Source organism: Coriobacteriaceae bacterium (assembly GCA_025992855.1).
GTDB lineage: Bacteria > Actinomycetota > Coriobacteriia > Coriobacteriales > Coriobacteriaceae > Collinsella.
On record DAJPGB010000001.1, the window covers coordinates 1,582,218 to 1,601,973 of the forward strand.

Here is a 19,756-nt window from a genome sequence, read left to right on the forward strand (position 1 = left end):
AGGGCCGCGTGACGTGCGAAGAGTACTACGACCTGCAAGAGCAGGCGAAGAAACTATTGAACGAAACGGTCGTGATTCAGTGAGGGAAAACGCTCAGGAGTTCGGCCTTGTATCCGTCGTAATGCCATCCTACAACTCTGAAGACTTTATTGCGGAAAGCATAAAGAGCGTACAGTCGCAGACATACGGCGACTGGGAGCTGCTGATCGTTGACGATTGCTCGACGGACGGCACCGTCGCTGTTGCTGAGGCGATAGCCATGGATGACTCGCGCGTCCACGTTTTCTCAAACGAGCGCAACTCGGGCGCGGCATGCTCGCGTAACCGCGCGCTTCGAGAGGCAAAGGGCGACTGGATCGCCTTTCTGGACAGCGATGACCTTTGGGGGCCGGACAAGCTGGAGAGGCAGCTCGCGTTCATGCGCAAAAGCGGCTGCAGTTTTTCGTACACGGAGTATGAGACGATGGACGAGGGCGGAGAGCCCCAAGGGCGTCGCTTCTCGGGGCCTGCGCTTATTACACACTCAGGCATGCGCCGTTATTGCTGGCCAGGGTGTTTGACCGTAATGTACGATGCGCATGAGGTCGGCATGGTGCAGATAGCCGACCTGAAAAAGCACAACGACTATGCCATGTGGCTGAAGGCGGCCAAGAAAGCTGACTGCATGCTGTTGCCTGAGGTGCTCGGGCGATATCGGGTGAGAACGTCTTCTGTCTCGCACGGAGTTGGACTCAGGGGCCAGGTCGCTCATCTCTACGTTCTCTGGCACGAGGGCGAGGGTATGTCGGCTCCGCTCGCTTGCTGGAGGACATTCATAAATCTGGTTTTTGGTGCGTACAAGAAGATGAAGTACGTCAGCAACTGTGACTGAACATGCGAGGCAAGGCTTTCTATAGATGGAAATTACTAAACAGATAAAGACGGTCGGCATTATCGGGCACTTTGCTGAGGGGCTCGACATGGCGGATGGTCAGGTCGTGAAGACTCGAACTGTCCGTGAGTTGTTGCGCGATGTCTGCGGGAATGAGAATGTCAGATCTGTCGACACGCGTGGGTGGCAGAAGCACCCGATTGCACTTATTCGTGAGTGTACCGAACTCGCGAAGTTCTCTGATGTCCTCATTATGCTTCCGGCCCATAACGGACTGAAAGTCTTTGCGCCTTTGCTCATTAACTTGCGGAAGCGACATGGCTGTAAAGTCGTGTATTCAGTTATCGGCGGGTGGCTCGCCGAATTTATAGCCGGAAAGTCTTTGCTCACGAAGAAGCTCAAATCGTTCGATGCGATACTGGTTGAGTCCCAACGAGTTAAGGCTCTGCTCACCGATCAAGGCTTCGAAAACGTGCTCGTCGCATATAACTACAAGCGCCTGCCACTTCTCGAATCCTCCGAACTTGAGAAGCCATCCGGTGAGCCATGGCCTTTAGCGGTCTTCTCCCGCATCTACGAGGACAAAGGCATTGACGACATCGTGTGGGCTGTGCGCAAGGCGAACAGCCAGCTTGGTCGTCGCGCCTTCAGGCTCGACATTTACGGAAACGTCCTAGCCGAGTACAAGGAGCACTTCCACGCGCTCATGGCAGACTGCGACGTCTCCGAGGTCGCCTACAAGGGCGTGGCGCCCGCGGGCGAGAGCACTTCGGTCCTCAACGGGTACCTTGCCCTGACCTTTCCAACGAGGTGCCCGGGCGAAGGCGTCCCAGGCACCGTGGTCGATGCTTACTGTGCCGGTATCCCCGTAATTGCGTCGCAATGGCCAAGTTATGCCGAGATGGTCCAAGAAGGCGAAACGGGCTTGACGTATGAATTCTGCAATCGTGAGGCGTTGCTGGATATCCTACTTAATCCCAGGCTGCCCAAGCAGCTGCTTGAAATGAAAAAATCTTGCCTTCACAAGGGGCACGACTACTCGTACGAAACGGGCTTGAGGACATTCAAGCTTCTTGTTGAAAGCAATTTCGATGTGCACAAACAATAAACCTCAGCGACTGCTCTGCATTGTGTCGAATATGGACACAGGTGGTGCTGAAACATTCTTAATGAAGATGTATCGACAGCTAGATCGAACGCGTTATCAGATGGACTTTGTTGTTTCCGGCGATAAGCGAGGCTATTACGAAGACGAAATCGAACGCCTTGGAGGCAGAGTTTTTAGAATCACTCGTAAAACGAAAGATTTTTCTGCCTACCGACGCGAGCTCACACTTGCAGTTCGTGATGATGGATGCCCCAACGTGCTTCGTATTGGATCGGATGCACTTTCAGCAATAGATCTCTGGGTTGCCAAGAAAGCGGGTGCATCTCGACTTTTTATGCGTTCAAGTAACGCCAGTGACGGCAAGGGTGTTATTGGTCAGTTTATTCAGAAAGCTATTCGCCGCCCTTTGACTTCAATTGCAGATGTAAAGATTGCGCCTTCTGACCTTGCTGCCGAATATGCTTTTGGTCCTAAAGCAATTAGGCGAGGTGAAGTTCGTTATCTTCACAATGCTCTTGATCTTAATCAATATCAGTTTTCTCTTGAAATGCGTAGGTCAATTCGCAATGAACTCGGTTTAAACGACAATTCTCTTGTTGTTGGACATGTTGGGCGCTTTACTGCTCAGAAGAACCATGAATTCCTTCTTAAAGTATTTGCTGAATTACTAAAACAAAGATCTGACGCCCGTCTCGTGTTGGTGGGCATGGGAGAGCTTGAGCACAATATTCGTGAGAAAGCAAAAGTTTTGGGAGTACTTTCTAATATCATTTTTACTGGCCTGCGCTCTGATATCCCGGCTTTATTGTCTGCATTCGATGTTTTCGTTCTGCCATCATTATATGAGGGCATGCCAAATGTCGTAATTGAAGCTCAGGCCGCAGGCCTTCATTGCGTCGTTTCTGACACGGTAACGAGAGAAGTAAATGTCACAGGCGATGTTGCGTTCCTGCCCTTTACTGATACTGATCTTTGGGTTAATTCGGTGTTGTGTGCTGGCGAAGCAGCAAGAGTTGATAAACGAAATCAGATGGCAGATGCCGGTTATGACATCAATGAAGAAGTCAAGCGATTCGTTACCCTGGTCTATGGAGCCGACGATAACGCTCGGGAGTTACAGTAAATGATTCCATATTTAACCTTTATCATCATTGCTGGAATCGTTGCCCTTATCTATAGGGGCGTTTGCGAGGGAGGAGATATCCGAAAGAGCGATGGGCTAAAGGATGTTAACTGGACGCCTTACGCCGCCTGCCTTTGCGTCGCCCTTATCTGTTTTGTGGCTGTCCGCGATATTACAGTCGGAGCGGATAATCCAAATTACCTCGGATCCTTACATTACTATGCGGGCATCTCGTGGGGTGAGGTGTTTACCGCTAAGCTCGTATGGCCATACGATTATGAACCGCTTTACTTCCTGCTTACGAAAATTTGCGCTCATTTCTTTTTATCTGACCATGCATTCTTTTTTATTATCGGTATTTTGATTTATCCACTGGTATTTGATTTTTTTATACGCTATAGCGAATCTCCCTATGTCAGCTTTCTCATCTACTGCGCTTTAAGCCTCTTTGCATATAGCCTAGGTGTTTACCGCCAGATGATTGCTCTTTCGATTTGTTTATTTTCAACTCGTTGGATCGACTCTAATAAACCAATTCCATTTGTTCTCACCATAGTTCTTGCCATGGCCTTCCATTCATCATCGATATGCTTCGCTCTTCTCTGGTTTTACAAAAAAATAGATGTAATGCACTTACTTAAGATTGCGATTCCTGTCTCCTTTCTCTTCCTTGCTCTTGGGCGCGCTTTGGCAATGGTGGCTGTAAAGATTTTTCCGCAGTATGCTCATTTTGTTGGTTCTAAATATGATGTTGAAGGCGGAAGCTTTAGCATGCTCGTCATTCTCTTATTTGTGGCGGTTGTTGTTCTTTACGCGCTTCGGGATACGAATGATTTCGAAAAAAGTCCTCAAATGGTGAAGGTCTCTATTTTTGCGCTGAGTCTAGCGCTGTGTCTCCAGGCTGCATCATATTCAATGGTCATCATGGGACGTGTTCTCTCTTATTATTCTATTTTCTTAGCCATTCTTATTCCTTATTTGATGATGCATTGTTTTGGCAGACATGGACGAGTGCTGAGTTTTTATTTCGTAGTACCTATCTCCATCGCTTTATTTGCCAACAGTATGTCAACTTTAATTTAGTCATCCACTGTAATTCAGGAGTTTCAAGTGAACAAGCTTTCAAAGTTTATTAATAACCCTTGGATAGCATACGTTTTCGCTGCTGGATATGGGCTCACCAATTGGGTCCCCGATGAGCCCCATCTAAAGGCAATGTTTAGGGGGACGGTTGGTGAAAAGCTCGATCTTAAAAATCCAAAGACATTCAATGAAAAGCTTCAGTGGCTTAAATTGCATGATAAGAACCCCCTTTATAACACTCTAGTGGATAAGTATCGAGTGAAACCTTGGGTCGCGGAGCGTATCGGCGTGGAGCATGTCACCAAGACCTACGCGATGTGGGAGGAAGTTGAGGATATCGATATCACGGATCTTCCTGACCGGTTCGTACTCAAGACAAATCACGATTGCGGAGGCGTTGCCATCTGCAGCGACCGAAGCACCTTTGATCTCGATGCTGCGAAGAAGAAATTGGCGAAGCACCTTAAGACCAATTACTTCTGGCGTACCCGAGAGTGGCCATATAAGGATGTCAAACCATGTGTTTTCGCCGAGGAGTATCTTGATCCTGCTGAGGGCAAAAGCGATCTGACTGATTACAAGATTATGTGTTTTGATGGAAAGGCCTGCTGCGAGTTCACTTGCACCGATCGATCCGAGGGCGACTTGCGCGTTGATTTCTTCGACCCCGAATGGAACCATCTGCCGTTTACCAGGCATTATCCCAACGCGGACATTCCTCCGAAAGCACCTGCGAGCTTGAAACAAATGGTTTCTGACGCTGAGCTGCTATCAAAGGAGATTCCGTTCGTTCGGGCCGACTTTTATGAGGTTGCCGGTCAGTATTACTTCGGAGAACTGACATTCTTCCCAGGCGGTGGTTTTGAGGAGTTCGACCCTTCCTTGTGGGATGAAAAGCTCGGCTCCTGGATACAACTCCCCGATAGTATCGGGGGGGGGGTGCTTCCAAAATGAAACAACGATATTGTGGGTCCATGGCATTGTGAAACGTGATAACTCTCCGGCAGGCTATAAGGTCAGCTGTTTTAATGGCGTACCAAAGCTCATCGAAGTTCATCGCGGGCGTTTTTCCAACCATACGTGCGACTATTTCACTCCAAGTTGGGATTCCCTGCCTGATCTCGAATGGGGCGACATACCCAAGTCCAATTATAAGATCCCTGCTCCTTCGAGACTCAACGAGATGCTCAATTACAGCTCAGTTCTTACCGAAGGGTTCCCAGAAATGCGCGCTGATTGGTATTTAGCGGGGGATAGACTCATCTTCGGCGAGCTTACGCTTTTCAACGATGGCGGGTTCGGCGCTATAGATGATGCGGACGACTCTCTTCTTGGTTCCTTTATTGATCTTGACTTAGCTTTTGGGAAAAAATGATTGAAGGAAGATGACTGACGAATTAACTCAAAAGGCTTCTTCGGCTACCAAATGGTCCCTTGTGACCGAGGTGGTCGTTAAGCTAATATCACCGCTTACCCAGATCGCCCTTGCGCATATTCTTGCGCCAGAGGCTTTCGGTGTTGTGGCTACCGTTACCATGGTAACGAGCTTCGCGGACATGCTTTCGGATGCGGGTTTTCAGAAGTACCTCATCCAGCACGAGTTCAGGGACAAGTCCCATCTCTTCCGAAGTGCTAACGTCGCCTTTGTGACGAACTTGTTCGTCTCCTTAGCACTCTGGTCTCTCGTAGCTTTATTCAACGAGCCTCTTGCTGCCCTTGTGGGCAACGATGGCCTTGGAATTGTCCTCATCGTCGCTTGTGCTTCTCTTCCCCTTACCGCCTTGAGCAGCATCCAGCTTGCGCTGTTTCACAGGGCCTTCTCCTTTAAGGAGTTATTTGTCGTCAGGGTCGCAGTGGCCCTCGTCCCTATGTTTGTTACTGTACCCTTAGCGCTTCTCGGTTTCGACTTCTGGTCGCTTGTGATCGGCACTATTATCGGCAACTTAGTGAATTCTCTAGTCTTGACCCTTAAGTCGGATTGGAAGCCTTCCCTTTTTTACTCATTTGCCGAATTGAAGGAGATGCTGTCATTCAGTTCATGGACGCTTCTCGAGCAGTTTTCCATTTGGCTTACGTCTTGGATGGGAACTTTCATCGTAGGCTCCCTGTTAACTCCGTACTACCTTGGTCTTTACAAGACATCAATTTCAATGGTTAATACCGGCATGGGCATCATCACGAGTGCGACAACTCCCGTGCTATTTGCTGAACTATCTCGAAGGCAGAGTGACGATGAATCGTTTCAGCTCGCCTTTTTCCACATGCAGGAAAAGGTCGCCTTGTTCGTCGTTCCTCTGGGTTTCGGGATTTTTCTTTACCGTGACTTCGTGACTAGCCTCGTGCTTGGACCGCAGTGGTCTGAGGGCTCTTTGATGTTTGGTCTATGGGCCTTAAGCAGTGCCGTAGTGATACCGATCGGCTATTATGCAAGCGAGGTCTTCAGAGCTAAGGGCAGACCAAAGCTATCCTTTGCCTCGCAGGTCTCCTATCTCCTAGTCATGGTTCCAGTAACTTACTATGCCGCATCCCTCGACTTTAATGAGTTTGCGCTCTATAGCTCACTTTTACGTCTGGTAGCCATCGGAATCGACGTCTTCATCCTCAAAGCCTTTATTAAATTCCCTGTTGGCAAAATGATTGCTCGCTTGCTTCCGATTTTTGCTTGCTCCGTCGTGATGTTCACCTCTGGCTGGGTTCTTGATAGCATCTGTCTCCCGACCATCCCTGGGATAATCATGTGTGTGATTGTTTACGCACTGTGCTGCGAGATTTTCCCGTCGACTCGCAAACAACTTAATTCGCTTTATTCGAGATTTCTCTAATAGATTGGCTATGTAACTTATGTTTGGTAAACAAAAACGGGGGGGGTGCCCCGATTGGCAGCGTTATGGAGAAGACACTTCACTTATGACTGACCACGCCCTCAGATTTCTATGGGTGCTCCGAAAGACCCAGCGCTCCTCCAATCCTATCTGGAGGTTGATGTTGCAGCATATGCGCGAAAGGTATGGACTCGAGATATCCCGCTCAACTGATATCGGACCGGGCCTTTATCTGGGCCACGCATACAATATCACGGTGAACCCGGCTGCCATCATCGGCTCGAATTGCAACCTGCATAAGGGCGTGACTATTGGCCAAGAGAACCGAGGGAAGCGTGAGGGTGCTCCGGTAATTGGGGATTGCGTCTGGATAGGCGTCAATGCGACCTTGGTCGGCAGAATCTCGGTGGGAAACGATGTCCTTATTGCCCCTGGGGCGTACGTGAACTGCGACGTTCCTAGCCACTCGATTGTGCTAGGCAATCCTTGTCGCGTGATTCCTCGAGTTGGCGCAACGGGTGGATATATTAACCGCAAGGTGCAAATTTAGAACTCTAACCTACCTAACGAAAGAGATTATATGACAACTAGAAAAGTGCTCGTCACCGGGGCCGCGGGCTTCATCGGTGCATTTCTCGTCAAGAAGCTGCTCGAAGAGACCGATGATGCCATCGTCGGCCTCGACAATCTCAACAGCTATTATGATCCTGGCATCAAGGACGCGCGCCTTCGCATGCTTGCCGAGGCCGATATCAACGGCTGCTTCACCTTCGTGCGCGGCGATTTGTGCGATGCCACCCTCATCGAGCGCCTGTTCGCACAGAACGGCTTCGACGTCGTTGTGAACCTCGCCGCCCAGGCGGGCGTCCGCTACTCCATCGAGAACCCGCGCGCCTACCTGGAGAGCAACCTCGTCGGCTTCTTCAACGTGCTCGAGGCCTGCCGCCACCACCCGGTCAAGCACCTGGTCTACGCCAGCTCCAGCTCGGTCTACGGCGGCAACAAGAAGGTGCCGTTCTCGGAGGAGGACCGCGTCGACTCGCCGGTGTCGCTCTACGCCGCCACCAAGAAGTCTAATGAGCTCATGGCCGCGGCTTACTCCAAGCTCTACTCCATCCCGGCCACCGGCCTGCGCTTCTTTACGGTGTACGGCCCCATGGGCAGGCCCGACATGGCCTACTTCGGCTTCACCGAGAAGCTGCGCCGCGGGGACACCATCAAGATCTTCAACATGGGCGACTGCCGCCGCGACTTCACCTACGTCGACGACATCGTAGAGGGCGTGAAACGTGTAATGGACGCCGCGCCCGAGGTGAAGATGGGCGAGGACGGGCTGCCCCTCGCCGCGCACCGCGTCTACAACATCGGCAACTCTCATCCCGAGAACCTGCTCGACTTCGTCGACACGCTGCAACGCGTGCTGGTGGAGGAGGGCGTGCTGCCTGCGGACTACGACTTCGAGGCCCACAAGCAACTCGTGCCGATGCAGCCCGGCGACGTGCCCGTCACCTACGCCGACACCACGGCGCTCCAGCGCGACCTGGGCTACAAGCCCGCGACACCGCTTGAGGACGGCCTGAGGGCCTTTGCCAAGTGGTATAAGCGCTACTACAACATTTAGGAAATCATGGCCCTGTAACAGGGGCCATTTTTCATGCGAATTATTGTTCTTTGACAATTGGAGAATGACATGAAGATCGCTGTCGCCGGTACCGGCTACGTCGGCCTGTCCCTCGCCGTCCTGCTCTCGCAGCACAACGAGGTTCACGCGCTGGATATCGTGCCCGAAAAGGTCGAGAAGATCAACAACTACCAGTCGCCCATCCAGGACGACGAGATCGAGCGCTTCCTGGCGGAGGCCAAGGCGGGGGAGCGCCAGCTCGACCTGCACGCCACCGTCGACGTGGCCGAGGCCTATACGGGCGCCGACTACGCCGTCATCGCCACGCCCACCAACTATGACTCGGACAGGAACTTCTTCGACACGAGCTCCGTCGAGGCCGCCATCGCCGCCGTGCGCTCGGTGAACCCGGACGCCTGGATCGTCATCAAGTCCACGATCCCGGTGGGCTACACCGCCGGCCTGCGCGAGAGGCTGGGCGACAGCAAGATCTTCTTCAGCCCCGAGTTCCTGCGCGAGAGCAAGGCGCTCTACGACAATCTGCATCCCAGCCGCATCGTGGTGGGTGCGCCGAAGGAGGACGCCCAGGCCGTCGCCGCGGCCGAGAAGTTTGCCCGCCTGCTCGCGCAGAGCGCCGACCCTGCCGAGCTGGAGCGCGTGAACGCCGACGGCACCGTGGGCATCCCGGAGCTCGTGCTGGGCACCACCGAGGCCGAAGCCGTGAAGCTCTTCGCCAACACCTACCTGGCGCTGCGCGTCGCCTACTTCAACGAGCTCGACACCTACTGCGAGGTCCGCGGCCTCAACACCCGCGACGTAATCGACGGCGTGTGCCTGGAGCCGCGCATCGGCTCCCACTACAACAACCCCAGCTTCGGCTACGGCGGCTACTGCCTGCCCAAGGACACCAAGCAGCTGCTGGCCAACTACAAGGACGTGCCGCAGAACCTGATCGAGGCCATCGTCGAGGCCAACCGCACCCGCAAGGACTTTGTCGCCGACGAGGTGCTGCAGATGGTGTGGGATCGCGTCTACGAGGGCAAGCCGAAGCCGGTCGTGGGCGTCTACCGCCTGACGATGAAGTCCAACTCGGACAACTTCCGCGCGAGCTCCATCCAGGGCGTCATGAAGCGCGTGAAGGCCAAGGGCGTGCCCGTGGTGGTCTACGAGCCCACGCTGGACGCGCCGGAGTTCTTCGGCTCCGAGGTGACCCACGACCTGGAGGCCTTCAAGGCCGGCTGCGACGTAATCGTTGCTAACCGCTGGAGCGACGAGCTCGATGACGTGGCGGACAAGGTATACACGAGGGATCTGTTTAAGCGGGACTAGGGGAGAGGGGTTTCCACTGCGACTTCAGCTTTTGTCCACAAGTCGTAATTTCAAGAAAGAGGTCTTATCGGCTAACGCCGATAAGACCTCGATTGGTTTAAGCCTAATTTCTTAACAGTTGAAGAACATAGCGAGTTGCTCAGCTTATTAACCCACGATCCATCCGTCTCTGCGTCTAGTCCCTATCTAACCCTGAGCATCGGTGTTTCGATTTCTTCTGGCGAGGCGAAATATATCGCGGTGCAGGCCTGATTGAATACGGCTTGTGGATCGGTATCGTAGAACACCCAATGAAGCTAAACCGTTTCGCATCGAGTCATATTCATGTCCGTGCTGGTCATGCCCGACTCGTAGACACATTTCGCGGGCTGGGGCAGGGACTTTTGTGTCTCGTTCGTATTGTTTATCGGATGAAAATACTGGAGTCTGGGCTTATCGCTTACTCAGATTGTATGGGGTTTCGCCTCGGTTATTAATCTATTTTGTTGTTCATGGGCATTGGGGTGGAATACGGTAAACGCCGACTTTACTGCTTGGGTTTAAGTGGGATATTGCAAAAAAGTATGAGTTGATAGGTGTTCGAAAAATGCAACTACGGTTTTGCTTGATAGACTACTGTTCTAGTGAGGCCAAGATTCTTAGTCATTTAGCATTGCAATACAAGTAGATACAGATTCGAGTGTTAATGCTGCGAGGTTGGGACGAAAGGACGACATATTGGAGGAATATACTAAGCTATCAATACACAACCATTTCGGCGGTAGATCCGCCGATTTAACCATAAACCGTCCGATTGGGGATCAATCCCAATTCGACCTTATTAAGGGTTTTAAGGAACTACGGTCAGCAAAGGCAGAGGATTTTCAGCTTCTTGCCCAGACGAATTCGAACAACCTCGATGTCGCGTCTTATCTGCTTATGCGCAAGATGGCCTCGCTTGATTCGATTGAGCTGCTTCCTGGAATCGAGATAAACCTCGTCAACTGGGATGATGAAACGCGCGTCCTCCATATTGTCGTAGTGGTCGACCCCTGTTCCAACCTGTTGGTTTTCACGAAGGCTTTGAAGGAAGCCTTCGTCGCCAATGGAAGATTCGCGCTTAAGATTGATCAGTTCTGTGAGGTTCTCTCTGATCGGCGTGCGGTTATTTGCGTTCATGGGCTAAAACAAGACGACCGCGGGCTTGCCGGGAATCCTCAGATGGCGCAAGAGCTGCTAAGCATGAACAGATATTTCCCTGTCGCCGTTGAGGACAACAGGTCATTCCACAAACTTTCTCTTCAGCAACAAATTAAGGAATTTCTTTCCGAAGAGACGAGTGCTTGGTTCGATGCTGCAGCTGACATTTCGTCCGTTGACAGGCAACATTTTGATAGCGTTTTATCGCCAACCTACATGTGGGCGGGTGCCACCTTCGATGATCTTTTCTATTCTGTGCTTGCTGGTGATAGTCGTATGGTACGCGGGGAGGATATCGTTAAGAGAGTCTCCTATGTGGCGCGTATAGTGATCGACGAGGGCAACGGCATGCAACGGTCGGATATTAATTGTTCCCAGGGGCTCAATTGTGTGATTGGGCCATCGGGTAGCGGCAAGACTCTGCTGCTTGATATTCTAAATATGAAGTTGAAGGGCAAGCATCTTATTGCTGGAGCCTCTAACATTGGAGACTACAACGGCCTTTATGACCTTTCACAGGTGCACCTTTATGGGCCCGATGGTAAGGAAATTGATGTTGCGGACGGCTTCGAAGTAATTGAGGGAGAGAACCTTTACAATAAGGTTATCAAGGCTTATAGCAGTGAAAAGGGCGAGCTCGTCAAGGATATGGGTCTTGAAATCAATTCGCAGGGGTTTACAGATCTCATTGTTCGCTTTACGACAGATATGAACCGTTATCTGAGAGGCAGGGCTAAAGCGGATGAATCTAGAACTGCCGCATCCGGCGCTTTGGCGCAGGCGAAAAGCGCGGCACGCTTCATTGCTGCGAACCAGGTACAGGGTGTCGATACTATAGCCTATATCCAAAACCCAAATGCCGGCTCCGCTATTATTGAGTTCGATGAGAGAATTGCGGCGTGCGCAGATGGATTCGAGGAGGCTAAGAGACATTTTGACGGGCTTATCTCAATTGCCGATAAAAACGGTCTTTCCGAGGGGCTTAAGAGGCGTCTTGCCCGATTGCGTGCTGAATTTCTGACTGCGCTTGCAATTAAGAAGCTTGACCTGGAGTCCAAGCGTTTTTCCAAACAGTTTAATAAGGATAAATCTAAACTCATCTTCGAAGCCGTCCAGGCTTATAACGCGAAGGTTAGTGGCCAATATCATCAACTCAATCAGAAGAAGCAGGTTCTGACCGATAAACTCTCCGAGCTCGCGACGGAGCTTCTGTCTGCCAAGAGATCTGAGCTTGACTTGGCAATTCCAGTCCTTACAAGCGCGGAAGTCGAAGCCTCTGTCAAGCTTACCAGCAAGAGCGAGGTCGCCCGATTGAGCATTGAAAAAATAGACTTGGGGATTGGTGACGAGGCTCGTATTAAAGGGCTTTTCCAGGATAACGTATGCACTAGAGCAAGCAAGGGTAAGGCCAAGGCTAAATCGTCATCGTTTTCGTTTCCGATAGACTTGACATCAAAAAAGTCTGTGGGGTCCATGCTTGAAGTCTTTTTCCAATCGGGCGTAAAAGACGGTCTTTCCATGTCATTCCCCCTTGATGAGGCAGCGACATACTCAATCGAGCTTAAGGACGAAAAAGGGAAATACCGCCCTATCGAGGAGTTTTCTGCTGGGATGCTCAGTAAGATTTATGTCGCTTATTTCCTGGACCGTACGATTCAGAACGAGGGAAGTAATACAATTCTTCTCTACGATCAGCCCGAATCGAACATGGAGAAGGAGTTCTTGCTTCGAACGCTTGGCGACAAGCTGAGGGAGCTGAGGAAAGTGCATCAGATTTTTGTGGCAACGCACGAACCTCTGCTTGTTGTCAATGCCGATGCGAATGAAATCATTTTGGCGGCGAATGACAAGCGAGTTGACGAGCCGAACCACGTGGTCTATGAAAATCGGTCATTCGTGGGCGCTCATGGCAAGCGCGATCTTGTAGAAGGTGTTGCGCGTTTGATTGATGGCGGAACAGACGCAGTCAAACGCAGAAGCGGTATTTATGAAGGGATGACCCACAGATGACAATAATTTCTGTAGATGCGAGAGGCGAGCTGAGGGTCGACGGCGAGCCAAAGAAGGTAGCTGACCTGACGCAGGAATTTTTGGAGAAACTCGTGGACGACTCACTCGAATCTAAGGTCGAATACGAAATAGAAGGCGACATGCCGCTTGCCGGATTCTTCGAGAAACTTCGCGACGGGACGAAAGAAGGCTCCGAGCTTAGAAAAGCCAAGGAGGAGTGCGAAAAGAGGGCAGGAGATGCCGTCGCGGCTGGCAAGAGGTACATCGAGGAGCATGGAGATGTTCCGTTAAGCGATGTCAAGAAGTGATCTATTCAAAAACCTAACAGTTTAGATAACGGGCGATGCCGTACCTACCCCAAGCTGCGGTAAGTCGCGTCGGCCATCAGGATATGGCGCACCACCCTTGCAGTCGGGTCACATCTATAGCGTGACTGATTGGTCTGGAAGAGGTAGGCATACCAGTCGAGGTAGGCCTGCAGGTTCCTGGGCAACATCCCCGTGAAGCGCCAAAGATAGCGCTTGAGCCAGGAGCACAGGTCGTTCACCATCTCCATCCGCTCCAGTTAGACCGGGTCGTTCACATCGGCCCTGTGCGCCTCGCTCTCGAGCCCGCCCTCCCTGACCAGCGCGCCGTGTGCCTGCTCGAGGTCGTGGATGGGCAGCGGCCCGGGCGCTATCCTGCCGCCCATGGCCTTCTTCACGCGCGCCGAGCTGGGCTTCCCGTGGCCGCAGACGACCGCGACGGGGTTCTTGTGGATGTCGATGGCGACGCAGATGCACAATTTCTGGCGGGGCAGGCCGCGCTTCCCGGCCTGCCCGTAGCCCTTGGAGAGGCCGGTGTCATTGACGTAGATCTCGTCAACCCAGACGGTGTCGCGCAGCACAATCCGGTCCTGGTAGCCGGATACCGTGGCAAGCACGCGGTGCCGTCACTCGAAGGCCGTCTTGTGGGTGACGCTGCACAGCTCGGCCGCGCACTCGACGGGAATCTTGTGACATATGAGCCTGAGGGAGGAGACCCAGGCGGGGAGCGGCTTGCGGCAGCGTCTCTTACCAACGGCCCTTCTGAGTAGCAAGAACTCGTCGCCGGTGAGTCCCGACACGAGCCCCCGAAGGGGTTCGCTCTTCCCATATAGAACTGTCCCATCCGCCCGAACGCCCGCCCGAGGGGATGGTCGCCAAACAAAGATCCGGGTGGACGATCGGGCAAATTCTCTGTTTGGCTGGGAAGGGCATAGCTTTCGGGGAGCTTACGGTCCCCGAACCATCACCTGTTATCTAAGATGTTAGAAAGTCAATAATGACGAATTAATCGACCACTGGGGACAATATTAGTTCCCCAGGGGTCGATTTCAATTGCTGCGCTAATTATCGTAGTTGAAGCATCGGTACATTTGTAACTAGAAGCAAATATCACTTCTAATGCACTATCTATTTCATATGTTTAGCATGACAATTGGTACAAACAATCGAACGTAAAAGAGGACATGAAGATGGAGAAGGGGAATGGTTATTACGAACATGACATCAAGGTTAGGTTTACAGAAGAACGGATAAACAAATCATCGAATTGGCAGTGGCTAATTGAATGCACTGAAGAGCGATTCTCTACACCCAAAGAAATCACTTCAGTAAATGAATTTCTAGGCGTATTGACAGCGCTTCATGAACCCTTTGCTTTTCTTGCTACCGTTGTCGATTTGGTTGGCGATTTCAAACCAGATATTTCATCAATGTGGTTGGTGAAGTTGTACGATTGCGTTCTCCTTAGAAGCGGAATGACCAAGCCAGAAGATTATGACGAATACGCTGGGTTTTTCGGCATGCTTGGCGTAGCGTCATATGCAACTTTCCTTTTCAATAAATTAACTGGTAGAAATGCCCTTATTGATACCCGTCCCATTTTTTATTCAAATCTCCACCAGCTGTATGACTTTACCGCGGTAAACGATGAATGGCCAAAGCTTGAATACTTAACCGGGAGAATCAATTTAACGGGAATTGAACTAGTCGCCGCAACGCTTCGGCACAATTTTAAGTGCGTCGATGCACCGATCAATTGCGATAGCGTTATTAAACTGATGGATGACAACTTTGATGCTGATTTCCTCAGTTTTAGAAACGTTGATCGAGATCTATTTCAAACATGGCAGGAGGCTCTTCTTTGCGATGCTTTTAGGAGTTCTTACCAAAATGGAAAACTTATTCCATTGATTGGCCTTGCTGAAGGTGAAGAATCGTCATATAGCTCTGCATGGACAGAAGGCATGTTCCAAAAAGCAAAGGATGTCTTTGAAGATGATCGTGCGATTTGCTTACTTGAGTCTATAGAATTTGCGAAATGGAATGAGATTCCTTCGACCCGTAGCCAAACCATTCTGGTTGAACTAACCATAAATAATGCCAAGCGAATAATAAAAAATAGTGAACCGTTGTACCGTATTCAGTGCACAGCGATTGATATTGTCACTCAGCTAAAAAGGGAATCGAAATTATGCAAAGAAGCTCAGACAGCTTATTTTCGAAGCATGAATGAACTTCTAAAAGACCGTACTGATTACGACGATCTTCGTTATATGTCGGAACATTCAATTCCGATGACAAGGGAACAAAAAGGTCTTTTAAAAACGAAATGCCAAGCTTTCTTTGCCGAAAACTTAAAGAAGGTCAATACTACACACGACTTGGTAGCCCTATTTGAAAACCCTCTAAGTGCAAAGTACTGCAATCAGAAGGATGCGGCGTACGCATTCGATTTGTTCTATAAGCACGCAGAACATAGCGACATTGAAACTGCGGAGCTGTTCTATTCCGCAATGATGTTTTTATTAGATGTTTTGAGCAACCCTGAAGTAAATAACAATTGGGCTAAAAATGTAATTATTGCTCTTAGACATACTTGGCAAGATAAATACTACAGTCAAGTTGTATCAGGAATGCATTGTTTTACGCGAGAATTCTCCATCCCAAACACTGAAATCAAAATGCTAAATAAGCAGTTCCTAGAATCACCCCACGGATTTGCACAATCTTTATTACAACTTTCCGATGATTCAATTTCATCCAGCTTAGAGGACATGTCTAAGAAGATAATTGTTTACCTTTTTGGCAAGACAACAGTCAGTGAATTCTATCCCAATCACGTTCACGTAATGATAGAAGATGATGCGCGCTCGATCGACAAAATGATTGCAGATGAAGTCAAACGGGTTTACAAGGAGCGTTCTTATCGCTTCATCAATCGTCTTGGCGAGCAAGTTATGCTTGACGGTTTCTTTGAAAAGCTCAACAAGAATATCCAGTTGGTTTGCAGCATGGTTGTCATAGAGCCCGTTTATGACAAGGTGATTACACTTGCTCCAAGTCAATACGAGCTTTTGCCCAATCCTGGCAACAGGCCGACCCTCGGTCATCTTACGCAGCTATTTCCTATTCTTGAAAATACTATTAGAAACATAGGAGAGATGTTTTCCATTGTTCCCTTCCAAGCAAATAGGGATTCCTTTAACAAGCTTAGGGAAGTATCAGGAGTCTTGGCTGACCTCATAGGAAGCGTTCGTGAACTTACGGGAACTATCCAAGGATGCGGAGAGTTCCTATTTGTCTACTTAGTTATGTACTCTTCTAACGGATATAACATCAGAAACGATTGCATCCATGGTCGTCAATACCAAGGTTCCGCAGCTGTCGCTTTCGCCTACAGACTTACCGTGATCTGCACCTATATGATGCTAAAAAGGCTGCAGGGGCTTGAAACAATTGTAGAGAATGAGGTAGACAGCAAAGACCAGGAGGAGATCGTATGTCACGGTCGACGATTTTTTGGATGGGCAGCTTTTAAAGCGATATGCTCTTCTCTCAAAAAATTCATGAGCCACCTCAGGATTCCGAAAACTTCAGAACGGTAATTGCCTCGAGAGTATCCATAACATAATCTACTCGATACTGACCTTCGTTTTCTTCGATCATCCGATATTGTTGGTCAGAGTAAAACGCACGGTCTTTTTTTGATGAGTTTTGGCTGGGTTGCTTCAGTGAAGACGGCGATTTTAGCAGGAGCGCCGGGACGATGTTGATCCTCCTGCATAAGGAAGATTGTAACAGTTTAGATAATGGTTGATGCCGCACCTACCCCAAGTCGCGGTAAGTCGCGTCGGTCATTAGGATATGGCGCACCACCCTTGCAGTCGGGCCCCGCCCGTAGCTCGCCTGGTTGACCGGAAGAGGTAGACGTTCCGGTCGAGGTAGGCCTGCGGGTTCCTGGGCGACATCCCCGTGAAGCGCCAAAGGTAGCGCTTGAGCCAGGAGCACAGGTCGTTCGCCATCTTCATACGCTCCAGGTGGACCGGGTCGTTCACGTCGGCCCTGTGTGCCTCGCTCTCGTGCCCGCTGTCCCTGACCGGCACGCCGTGGGCCCGCTCCGGGTCGTGGATGAGCAACGACCCGGGCGCTATCCTGCCTCAATGGCTTTCCTCACGCGCGCGAGCTGGGCTTCCCGTGGCCGCAGACGACCGTGACCGGGCCTTATGGACGTCTGCGGCCACGCGGATGCACAGCTTCTGGCGGGACAGGCCGCGCTTGCGCGTCAGTCCGTAGCCCTTGGAGAGGTCGGTGTCGGTGACGTAGGCCTCGTCTACCCAGACGGTGTCACGCAGCCCGATACGGTCCTGGTGGCCGGGTACCGTGGCGAGCATGCGGTGCCGCTACTCGAAGGCCATCTTGTGGGTGACACCGCGCAGCTCGGCCGCGCACTCCACGGAGACGTTGTGGCGCATGGGCCTGATGAAAGAGACCTCGGTGGCAAGCGGCTTGCGGTAGTGCTCAAGGACGGCGCCAGTGAGGAAGGTGAGCAACCTGCCGCAGCGGCAGCGCCACTTCGGGACGCCGGCGGCGGTCGATCCGTCCCTCCAGGCGCCACGCGCGCCGCATTCCGGACACCCCGGGTCCGGCTGGTAGGCTGCGACGGCCTCGGCGAGAGTGCCGCGACCCCGACCTCGTCGCGGCAGCGCCTCTCGTCGGCGGTCAGGCCCGCCACGAGCGCTTAAAGGGGTTCACTCTTCCGATATGTATCTGTCCCATCCGCCCGAGCGCCCACCCGGAAGGATTGTCGCCAAACAAAGATCCGGGTGGGCGCTCGGGCAAATTCTCTGTTTGGCTGGGAAGAGTATGGCATTCCGAGGGCCTTCCGGTCACAGAATCATCAGCTGTTATCTAAACTGTTAGAAAATGATATTTAGTGATGGAGGAGACAATGGATCTAACAAATCTACCTGAGTACATCTCAGCAATTGTGGCAATCATCGCATTGTTCATTTCTTGTTACCAAGCTCGTCTCAGCAATAAACAGTCTCTATTCAATCGACGTTTAAATATATGGATAACCGTCGATAAACTCATGGGCGTTTACGCAAAAAACGCGAAGAACTTGAAACAGGATGACGAACCGCAAATGGCTATCGACCTACTATTTGTATGGCTGACTAACACCACGTACCTGCAATCAGTTTCAGCCTCAATAAATCATGTGTTAGATGCCGAACATCAACTCAAATTGCATTTAAAGCTTGATGAAATGAGATCACTCGCCATGGAGGCGAGGTTTTGCTTCAAAGGAAAGAGTGGAGAAGCAATTGCCGAATTCATAGAAGCTTATCAATCCCTTTTGTTTTCAATGTATCAGTATCAGATTCTATTAAATAAAATGTCTCGGAGTACAAAGGTATATCAATGGACGCTTGAACGGGCTTCTGAACAGTTACATGAGCCTGATCGACGGAAAGATCTCTTTGAAAAAGAAAGCGCTCTTGCCGCTTCATACAAGACTCTATGTCAGCAAAACAAGCGGGGAACAATTCAGCGGCAATTTCAACTAGCTGGTCCTATATGGCGATGAATGAATTGATGGATTACGGGATGATTAGTAATGCAACGGTTTAGATAACGCGACTTACCGCATCTATCTCAAGCTGCGGTAAGTCGCGTCGGCCATCAAAATAGGGCACACCACCCTTGCGGTCGGGTCCAATCTGTCCCTGGCCTGGTTGACCCTGAAGAGGTAAACGTACAAGTCGAGGTAGGCCTGTAGGTTCCTGGGCGACATCCACGTGAAGCGCCAAAGGTAGCGCTTGAGCCAGGAGCACAGGTCGTTCACCACCTCCATCCGCTCCAGGTAGACCGGTTCGTAGACGTCCGCACTGTGCGCCTCGCTCTCGAACCCGCCGTCCCCGACCAGTACGGCGTGGGCTCGCTCGAGGTCGTGGATGAGCAGCGGCCCGGGCGCTATCCTGCCTCCTATGGCCTTCCTTATCCGCGCCGAGCCGGGCTCCCCGTGGCCGCAGGCGACCGGGACTGGGTTCTTGTGGACGTCGATGGCGACGCAGATGTTCAGCTTCTGGCGGGATAGGCCGCGCTTGCGCGCCTGCCCGTGGCCCTTGGAGAGGTCCGAGTCGTTGACGTAGGTCTCGTCGACCCAGACGGTGTCGCGCAGCACGATTCGGTCCTGGTAGCCGGATACCGTGGCGAGCACGCGGTGCCGCCACTCGAAGGCCGTCTTGTGGGTGACGTCGCACAGCTCGGCCGCGCACTCGACGGGGACGTTGTGGCGCAAG

Annotated in this window: 18 protein-coding genes; 13 read left to right on the forward strand and 5 right to left on the reverse strand. The window is 51.3% G+C overall.

From position 1 onward, the window contains the following. The first annotated feature begins 79 nt into the window (after positions 1–79). The 11 genes from OIL88_06660 to OIL88_06710 all read left to right on the forward strand — a co-directional run bounded on the left by OIL88_06660 (position 80) and on the right by OIL88_06710 (position 13,454). The gene (locus OIL88_06660; protein ID HJI72043.1) at positions 80–871 is read left to right on the forward strand and encodes a glycosyltransferase; all 792 of its coding nucleotides are present in this window, start codon (positions 80–82) and stop codon (positions 869–871) included. Between the two features lie 25 nt (positions 872–896). After that, the gene (locus OIL88_06665) at positions 897–1,979 is read left to right on the forward strand and encodes a glycosyltransferase (GenBank protein HJI72044.1); all 1,083 of its coding nucleotides are present in this window, start codon (positions 897–899) and stop codon (positions 1,977–1,979) included. Next, positions 1,945–3,102 carry a glycosyltransferase family 1 protein gene (locus OIL88_06670; protein ID HJI72045.1) on the forward strand — a complete coding sequence of 386 codons (1,158 nt, stop codon included), beginning with the start codon at positions 1,945–1,947 and terminating at the stop codon, positions 3,100–3,102. The genes OIL88_06665 and OIL88_06670 overlap by 35 nt, the downstream gene beginning before the upstream one ends. Then, the gene (locus tag OIL88_06675) at positions 3,103–4,185 is read left to right on the forward strand and encodes an EpsG family protein (protein ID HJI72046.1); all 1,083 of its coding nucleotides are present in this window, start codon (positions 3,103–3,105) and stop codon (positions 4,183–4,185) included. It begins immediately after the preceding gene. A gap of 27 nt (positions 4,186–4,212) precedes the next feature. Further along, on the forward strand, positions 4,213–5,139 hold the full coding sequence (locus tag OIL88_06680; protein HJI72047.1) for a hypothetical protein: 927 nt from the start codon (positions 4,213–4,215) through the stop codon (positions 5,137–5,139). A 28-nt stretch (positions 5,140–5,167) separates the two neighbouring features. Next, on the forward strand, positions 5,168–5,560 hold the full coding sequence (locus OIL88_06685) for a hypothetical protein (protein HJI72048.1): 393 nt from the start codon (positions 5,168–5,170) through the stop codon (positions 5,558–5,560). Between the two features lie 10 nt (positions 5,561–5,570). Beyond that, on the forward strand, positions 5,571–7,007 hold the full coding sequence (locus OIL88_06690; protein HJI72049.1) for a lipopolysaccharide biosynthesis protein: 1,437 nt from the start codon (positions 5,571–5,573) through the stop codon (positions 7,005–7,007). Positions 7,008–7,587: 580 nt separating this feature from the next. Then, positions 7,588–8,628, forward strand: coding sequence for a GDP-mannose 4,6-dehydratase (locus tag OIL88_06695; protein HJI72050.1), 1,041 nt, complete (start codon positions 7,588–7,590; stop codon positions 8,626–8,628). A 69-nt stretch (positions 8,629–8,697) separates the two neighbouring features. Further along, positions 8,698–9,957, forward strand: a complete 1,260-nt coding sequence (locus OIL88_06700) for a nucleotide sugar dehydrogenase (protein HJI72051.1) — start codon at positions 8,698–8,700, stop codon at positions 9,955–9,957. 717 nt (positions 9,958–10,674) lie between these two features. Further along, positions 10,675–13,146, forward strand: a complete 2,472-nt coding sequence (locus OIL88_06705) for an ATP-binding protein (protein HJI72052.1) — start codon at positions 10,675–10,677, stop codon at positions 13,144–13,146. Continuing rightward, positions 13,143–13,454 (forward strand): hypothetical protein, encoded by a 312-nt coding sequence (locus tag OIL88_06710; GenBank protein HJI72053.1) that lies wholly within the window; start codon positions 13,143–13,145, stop codon positions 13,452–13,454. Before OIL88_06705 ends, OIL88_06710 begins: the two co-directional genes overlap by 4 nt. Positions 13,455–13,498: 44 nt before the next feature. On the opposite strand, the gene OIL88_06715 is transcribed toward OIL88_06710, so the two are convergent. Further along, on the reverse strand, positions 13,499–13,696 hold the full coding sequence (locus OIL88_06715; protein HJI72054.1) for a hypothetical protein: 198 nt from the start codon (positions 13,694–13,696) through the stop codon (positions 13,499–13,501). A 15-nt stretch (positions 13,697–13,711) separates the two neighbouring features. Then, positions 13,712–14,032 carry a hypothetical protein gene (locus OIL88_06720; GenBank protein ID HJI72055.1) on the reverse strand — a complete coding sequence of 107 codons (321 nt, stop codon included), beginning with the start codon at positions 14,030–14,032 and terminating at the stop codon, positions 13,712–13,714. Positions 14,033–14,641: 609 nt separating this feature from the next. Here OIL88_06720 and OIL88_06725 point away from each other — a divergent pair. Further along, the gene (locus tag OIL88_06725) at positions 14,642–17,056 is read left to right on the forward strand and encodes a hypothetical protein (GenBank protein ID HJI72056.1); all 2,415 of its coding nucleotides are present in this window, start codon (positions 14,642–14,644) and stop codon (positions 17,054–17,056) included. A 552-nt stretch (positions 17,057–17,608) separates the two neighbouring features. Here the strand turns inward: OIL88_06725 and OIL88_06730 are convergent. Both OIL88_06730 and OIL88_06735 read right to left on the reverse strand, forming a co-directional pair. Then, positions 17,609–17,842 (reverse strand): hypothetical protein, encoded by a 234-nt coding sequence (locus OIL88_06730; GenBank protein HJI72057.1) that lies wholly within the window; start codon positions 17,840–17,842, stop codon positions 17,609–17,611. A gap of 9 nt (positions 17,843–17,851) precedes the next feature. After that, positions 17,852–18,001 (reverse strand): hypothetical protein, encoded by a 150-nt coding sequence (locus tag OIL88_06735; protein HJI72058.1) that lies wholly within the window; start codon positions 17,999–18,001, stop codon positions 17,852–17,854. Positions 18,002–18,399: 398 nt separating this feature from the next. On the opposite strand from OIL88_06735, the gene OIL88_06740 reads away from it, so the two are divergent. Then, complete coding sequence (locus OIL88_06740; protein ID HJI72059.1) at positions 18,400–19,041, forward strand: hypothetical protein; 642 nt, start codon at positions 18,400–18,402, stop codon at positions 19,039–19,041. A 63-nt stretch (positions 19,042–19,104) separates the two neighbouring features. Here OIL88_06740 and OIL88_06745 read toward each other — a convergent pair whose 3' ends face one another. Then, entirely contained in the window at positions 19,105–19,755 is a 651-nt protein-coding gene (locus OIL88_06745; GenBank protein HJI72060.1) for an IS1595 family transposase, read from the reverse strand. Position 19,756 lies beyond the last annotated feature (1 nt).